The sequence below is a fragment of the Delftia sp. JD2 genome, from assembly GCF_001682645.1.
GTDB classification, from domain to species: domain Bacteria; phylum Pseudomonadota; class Gammaproteobacteria; order Burkholderiales; family Burkholderiaceae_C; genus Comamonas; species Comamonas acidovorans.
In genome coordinates, this window is the sequence record NZ_LFJT01000073.1 from 24298 (window position 1) to 30425 (window position 6128).

General features: G+C 63.7%; 7 protein-coding genes and 2 tRNA genes. 3 read left to right on the plus strand and 6 right to left on the minus strand.

Going from position 1 to position 6128, the window contains the following annotated elements; genetic code table 11:
• Position 1 precedes the first annotated feature (1 nt).
• From ACM14_RS26625 to ACM14_RS26650, 6 genes are all read right to left on the minus strand, one after another.
• The gene (locus ACM14_RS26625; RefSeq protein WP_003090097.1) at positions 2 to 562 is read right to left on the minus strand and encodes a DUF2857 domain-containing protein; all 561 of its coding nucleotides are present in this window, start codon (positions 560 to 562) and stop codon (positions 2 to 4) included.
• Between the two features lie 14 nt (positions 563 to 576).
• Positions 577 to 2256 carry a ParB family protein gene (locus ACM14_RS26630; RefSeq protein WP_006226007.1) on the minus strand — a complete coding sequence of 560 codons (1680 nt, stop codon included), beginning with the start codon at positions 2254 to 2256 and terminating at the stop codon, positions 577 to 579.
• The gene (locus ACM14_RS26635; RefSeq protein ID WP_003050422.1) at positions 2249 to 2518 is read right to left on the minus strand and encodes a hypothetical protein; all 270 of its coding nucleotides are present in this window, start codon (positions 2516 to 2518) and stop codon (positions 2249 to 2251) included. Before ACM14_RS26635 ends, ACM14_RS26630 begins: the two co-directional genes overlap by 8 nt.
• Entirely contained in the window at positions 2502 to 3377 is an 876-nt protein-coding gene (locus ACM14_RS26640; protein WP_003098988.1) for a ParA family protein, read from the minus strand. The genes ACM14_RS26635 and ACM14_RS26640 overlap by 17 nt, the downstream gene beginning before the upstream one ends.
• A gap of 42 nt (positions 3378 to 3419) precedes the next feature.
• The gene (locus ACM14_RS26645) at positions 3420 to 3632 is read right to left on the minus strand and encodes an AlpA family transcriptional regulator (RefSeq protein ID WP_003090093.1); all 213 of its coding nucleotides are present in this window, start codon (positions 3630 to 3632) and stop codon (positions 3420 to 3422) included.
• Between the two features lie 118 nt (positions 3633 to 3750).
• Positions 3751 to 4497 (minus strand): hypothetical protein, encoded by a 747-nt coding sequence (locus ACM14_RS26650; RefSeq protein WP_003098991.1) that lies wholly within the window; start codon positions 4495 to 4497, stop codon positions 3751 to 3753.
• A 450-nt stretch (positions 4498 to 4947) separates the two neighbouring features.
• Between ACM14_RS26650 and ACM14_RS26655 the strand changes: the two genes are divergently transcribed.
• The 3 genes from ACM14_RS26655 to ACM14_RS26665 all read left to right on the plus strand — a co-directional run bounded on the left by ACM14_RS26655 (position 4948) and on the right by ACM14_RS26665 (position 6127).
• A complete protein-coding gene (locus ACM14_RS26655; RefSeq protein WP_003098996.1) occupies positions 4948 to 5448 on the plus strand; it encodes a DUF305 domain-containing protein in 501 nt (166 codons plus the stop codon).
• Positions 5449 to 5920: 472 nt separating this feature from the next.
• Positions 5921 to 5996: transfer RNA gene (locus ACM14_RS26660), tRNA-Gly, on the plus strand.
• A 58-nt stretch (positions 5997 to 6054) separates the two neighbouring features.
• Positions 6055 to 6127, plus strand: a tRNA-Gly gene (locus ACM14_RS26665).
• Position 6128 lies beyond the last annotated feature (1 nt).

A 6128-nucleotide genomic window follows, 5' to 3' on the forward strand; every position in this document is an offset into this window, starting at 1 on the left:
CCTAGCCCAATCCCTGATCGACCCAGTTCCTGATCGCGGCCCAGACCACCGAGAGCGGCAGCGACATGCCCTCGGCCAGGTCCATGGCCGCATCGAGAATCGAGGTCTCGTCCTCCAGATCGACGTTCCTGCTGCTGGTCACGGCTTTCCATTGCCGCCACAGTTCGGTGTCCTGGGTCTCGTCCAGGACGGGGTGGCGCCCCTTGCGCTTGGGCAGGCCGAGGATCTCCCGCCGCAGGGCGACTTCCTGATGGGTCAGGCCATAGAAGCGGCTGACCATCTCCGTGCTGGCCCCCAGCCGCAGCATGCGATCGACCGTGGCGATTTCCTTCTCCACGTCCTGTGCCTGGTTGAGCAGGCGCTGCAGCACTTCGCGGTTGACCGTGACCGAGCACCACGAGACGCTGGCGTTGGCCAGCACGCTGATCAGCGCGGGGTGCTTGAGCGCATCCAGCTCGGCCTCGCCGAAGCCCATGGCCTTGCAGCGGCGCAGTTGGCCGTTGCGAAGGTCATACAGCGCCTGGGCAATCACGGCCTGGTTGAGCGGATGCGATGTGGACATGCGGCCTCCCTCGCTCACGTCCCGGGCGCCGTGGTGCCGGCTTCCAGGTCCAGCAGACGCCGGGCGAGGCGCAGCAGCCGAAAGAGCTTGACCAACGCCGTGTCGCTCAAGCGCCTTGCGCCGCTGCCATGGCCTTGGCTCTGGCCGTGCAACAGGGTCGGCAGGTCGGCGGCGAGCTGCGCGCCGTCCAGGCCCGCTTCGGCGACGGGCTGACCCGTCAGGGAAGTGAGCAGCGTCAGCACCGCGCGGCCGAGCGGCGACGGGGCTTGGCCGCGGGCGCGGCACGCAAACCCGATGCCATCGGCGCGATCCTCGATGCACTCGTCCAGGTCTGCCTCCCCGGCGATCTCGCGCGCGAACTGCGCGATGTGGATGCGCAGCCGATCGGGCGTGTCCAGGCCGGCGTCGATGTACCAGACGTCGGAGATCGGATAGAGTCCGCCGGCTTGCACCGGGATGGACTGCAGCACGCTCGCCGAGAAGTCGGGCGGCAGCGCATCGCCCAACTGGTCGGCGACCATGCGCTGGATCGATTGGAGCCGTTCTGTCGTCGGTGCTGGCGAGACGATGTGCTCGCGAAGCAGATCGCCCGGTGCGGCCGGCTGGCTTCCCGTGGCCGCTTCGCCAACCGCCGTGTCGTCGTGGCGCAAGGTGGGCTCGGACGCCGGAGGGCTGGCGGGTGGAGGACCGGCCGCCGCTGCAGGCGTGGCGATGGACGATGCTGCGCCCGGCGGAGTCGGCGTGCCGGCGGTGGGCGAAGGCAACGCCGGCTGCGCCGCAGGTGGCGTCGGGTCACTGACCAGCGCCCGGTGGCGGCTTTCCGATTCGGTCAGGTCCAGCGCCAGCACGTCGTAGCCGATGCCCAGCAGCTCGGACATCTGGCCGATCAGCTCGTCTTGCACGCGCTGCGGCGCGAACTCGTCGCCCTGCGTGTCGAACTGCGCCAGCACCTCCTGAAAGAAACTGTCGAAGTCCAGCGGCAGCGAACGGTCCTTGGCGTAGTGCTCCCAGGTGCGTTTGCAGGCCGTGCGCATGACCGACAGCCGCTCGACCTGGTGGCGCCCCAGGCCGCCATAGAGCACAGTGGGAATGGCGGGCAGCAGGTAGCGCACCGCGTCGGCCATGCGGGTGATGTGCGACCGCTGGACGGGGAAGCCATCGGCCGCCAGGCGGCGGGCCAGTTCCGACTGGCTCAGGGCGGCGCCGCTCTCCTGCTCGTAGAACTCCCGTGCTTTCTCGACGCCGAGCGCGCGCTCGATGAACGTGAGGCCGCCGCGCAGTTCGTTCTCGGCAAGATGCCCGGTCAGCGCGACGATTTCACCGCGCTCCGGCCATGGTCGGAACAGGCACGATATGCGGAAGAAGCGTTCTTCCTTGGTCTCCGACCAGAGTTCGCGCAGGATCGCCAGTCGCGTGTTGCCGCCGTTGCGGATGATGTAGTGGTCCTCGCCGGGCCTGCGCGTGATGGCCGGCGCCGCGTCCAGGCCGCGCTCGCGGATGGATGCCTTGATTTCCTCGTAAGCCGGGTTGCGCTTCATGCGCGGGTCATGGTCGTAGGGCCGCAACTGGTCCAGCGTCACGACCATGGGCGTGTCCGCGATCGGGTCGCTCAAGGCCGTAGCCGCTGGGCCGCTGCGCTCGAAGCCGGCCGCGAGCAGCTTGCCTGCCATGTCCTGCGAGGTCATGTCAGCCATGGCCGCACCCCTCGCAGTCCCCACGACCGCCGGCCGGCGCCATGCGGGCCTCTCGCTCGGCGCGGCGGATCTGCGCACGGGCGTTCAATTCGGCCCGGTGGTCACTCGCTGTCGAACTCGTGTAGATCGCCGCGCAGCCGGCCTTGGTGAACTTGAGGTGCCCGCCCGGCGTGCGCTTGACGTGCCAGCCCTCACCGACCGCGAACTCGATCAGGGCGCGCAGCCGCTTGTGGCCGCGGGCCAGCTCATGTGCGTTCGCCATGGGGCCTCCCAGGATCAAGAGGTCGCTGCGGGCGGCCGGATACTTGAGCCAGTCGGTCCTGCCATTGCGGGAACAACTCGCTGGCGAGCGCGCGCATCGTGTCGAGCGCGGCAGGGGCGACTCTGCCGGGCGGCTGGCGGTGCTCGACCCGATGCACCGGCAGGCCGCGCGTTGCGGCACGTGGATACGCTTCTATGGCCGGCACGTCGGTGGCGAGCACGCGGATGCCGGCGCTGTCCTGGAACAGGTCGCGCAAGGCCTGCTGGATCAGCCGTGCGTTGGCGGACACCGGGTGGACGCGGTTGATGAGCAAGTGCAGCGGCGGCGGTTCGATGCCCAGGTGCCGGTACGGCGCAATGTCTTCGAGCAACTGCATGGTGCCGCGCCGCAGCTCGCGTGCCGCGAGGATCTCCGGCGTGACGGGCGACAGCGCGAGATCGGAGGCGAGCACCGCCATCTCCAGCAGCACGGAACGCGCGCCCTGGGTGTCGATCAGCACCAGGTCGTAGAGGGGAGCAAGTGCTGGCAGCAGATGCCGCAACCGCAGGCGGCCATCCGGCGCATGCAGCAACAACGTGTTCAGCTCGCCCCGGTGGTCGTCGGACAGCACCAGGTCCAGGCCCGCGATGATCGTGCGGGACACGAGCTGGCCAAGGTCGCGCTCGTTGAAGGCCAACAGCTCATAGATGCCGCCCGGCGCGCGCTGGGTCAGTTCGTAGTAGGAGGACAAGGTGGGCTGCACGTCGAGATCGAGCAGCAGCACGCGCAGGCCCGCGTCCGCGGCGAGCCCGCCCAGGTTGGCGGCCGTCGTGGTCTTGCCGACGCCGCCCTTCGTTGAAATGATGGACACGACCTGCATGGCGCTCTCCGGCTGGGAATGGGAAGTCCGCGGGAGAGCGGGTCAGGTCCGGTGGTTGAGGCGCTCGGCGATCCACTGGTCGATTTCGATCGAATCCCAGCCGACAGCGCGCACGCCCAGGCGCAGCGCCTGAGGGAACTGGCGCTTCTTCATCAGGTTGTAGATGTGGGCGCGTTTGAAGCCGGACTTCGCTTCGACTTCATCGAGCCGCAGGATGCGGCGCTCGTTCGGCGGGAGTACAGGGGTCTGCGACATGGCGGTCACTCCTGAACGCTCGGTGGCGTTTGTTGGCGTGACCTCTATTCAATAGACCTGGCTGCGGAAAGACATTGCAAATGCAATCTCCGCGATTGCACATACAAGCTGGATAACCTCATGCGCTTGCGCTACGAACGTACCTCTTAGCGTTGGCGAACTTTCCGTTTAAGGTGCGCTCAGTGATGCCCATGGTGCCGCCGTAGTGGGCGACCAATGCAGAGACAAGGGCCTCCTGCGTTTTGAAGCTGGAATAGGGCACGCCTGAAGGCGACTGGCTCAGCATCAGCGTCAACATCCCTCCAATGATGTTGAGATAGGTCGTTTCCGCCCGTTCGCTGATCTCGCATTGCTTGGATGCCAACAGCACCGAGGATTGCTTGAGTAGCGTGTCGTGCTGCTCCTGCAGTTCTCGCATCTCACGTCGGGCTTGTTCAAGCGCGGCCTGAAGGGCCAGCCGCTCCACGAGGATCGCCTGTCCTGTTTCCATGGTGATGAAAGGATGCGCCATGCGTTCGCCACGGCTGAACAGAAATCCTGGCCGGTGCTCGGGATAGTGGGTGCGCATCCAGCGTTTTAGATCGACATGGCGAACAGTCAGATCCAGAGAATTGAGCAGGTTCGGATCATTGAGCGTGATCCCGTTCTTGCCGTAGGGCAGCTCTCCGTTGAGGATGCCGTCATAGATACGTTCCGAGTGCAGCCGGCACTCATTCCATCGAGGGCAGTTCAGCGACCGAGGCAGGACACGCGGTGACGCGATCGTGGCCAGGATCATCGGGAGATACCGCAGCAACCCAGCCCATCGGATGGCCGCCTCGATGGGACGATAGAACACCTTTGATGTTGAAATGTCCTTGTGCATGTCTTCGTCTCCTTTCGGGTGCGCTACATCACCGGCTCCTTTCTTGCCCAAGGGCTGTTGTGTCGTTATGGCCTGCGACGGACGCTTGAGGCGATGCCCTAAGCGAAGGCGGAGGAGGCCATTGGCGTCCGCCGCAGGTGGCCTTGTCTTGCTTGATATGCAAGAATCGATCAGTTGCCGGCCCATCGAGCGATGAGGACGCAAGCTCGATATTGGCGCTCACGGTACCAGCGTCATAGGTGGCGCAAAGCCCATCAAGACCGATTTGGTATGGTCTGATATCCAGACGGTTCAAGACCAGCGAGTTGAAGCGTTCGACGCCCCTACGTCCAGTTGGGGACTGGAAATCAGCGGTTAGTGATGCATCGCTCCACATGCTGATATATCGACAAAGTATCTGCCGCAGTACCAGTGACCCTGCCAGGTTGCCCCAGCACATAGGAGACGGAGATGGCTGAACATTCCCATGAACATCAACATCACACATCCGGTCAGATGGGTAAGCACGGCCGACCATACGCCAAGTTCTGGGTGAACATGGTGTTGGGCCTCGTCGTCATGTACTTCGTAATGTTCAGCATGATCGACGGCGCCAGGGACTTCAGAAACAATCTCAACATGCTCTACATGGCGGTCACTATGTGGGCGCCAATGGGCATCTTCATGCTAGCGACAATGCCCGGCATGTTTCCAAACCGGCGGCTCAATCTCGTGCTGTACGGCTTGTTTGCCGTTCTCACACTCGGTTCTTTTGCCGCTACCCGTGCTCAAACCGGAATCGGCGATCGACAGTTCATCGCGTCTATGGTCCCGCACCATTCGGGAGCGATCCTCATGTGCCGCGAGGCGCAGCTCTCAGATCCGGAACTCGTCAACCTATGCCAAGCGATTTCCGATGGCCAGCGCGCGGAGATCGAGCAGATGAACCGGATTGCTGCACGCCTTCGTTGAGGCTGGCTGCCACTACACTGGCGCCGCGTTGCGCTCCGGCGAAGTTAGCCGCAGCGATGTAAAGATGAGTACTTGCGGTGTTCCGATGCCGGCGGTTGTGTCCTACAGCCGTCCAGGTGCCAGGTAGTCCACGCGACACCACCCCGCGCTGCCTGCGGAGCGAGCGCAAGTCATGATCGTCGCAAGTTGGAGTTCGATAGCGAACCCGCTCAGCAGCTGGACGCATCAGGCGTAACGACGGGTGGATGGATCATCCTTGGACGCTGGTGGAAGTGGTTGGATGAACTTTGTTGCCGAGGGCGAAAAACAAGGCTATAATTGAGTTCTTCGCTGATCACCACAGTGGAGAAAGTGATTGGGAAACAGAGACTTAGCGCTCTAGTGCATGACTCGTTTCCCGCTCCAGATTTTGAACATGCTTTAGAGTGTGTTCGATTTTGGTGGCGGTTGGCTGCCAGAATGGATGATTCAAGCGGGAATAGCTCAGTTGGTAGAGCGCAACCTTGCCAAGGTTGAGGTCGACGGTTCGAACCCGTTTTCCCGCTCCAGTTTTGGATGTGCCTAGTGCATATCCGATTCAGGTGACGGTTGGTTGCTTGAATTTTTGCGGGAATAGCTCAGTTGGTAGAGCGCAACCTTGCCAAGGTTGAGGTCGACGGTTCGAACCCGTTTTCCCGCTC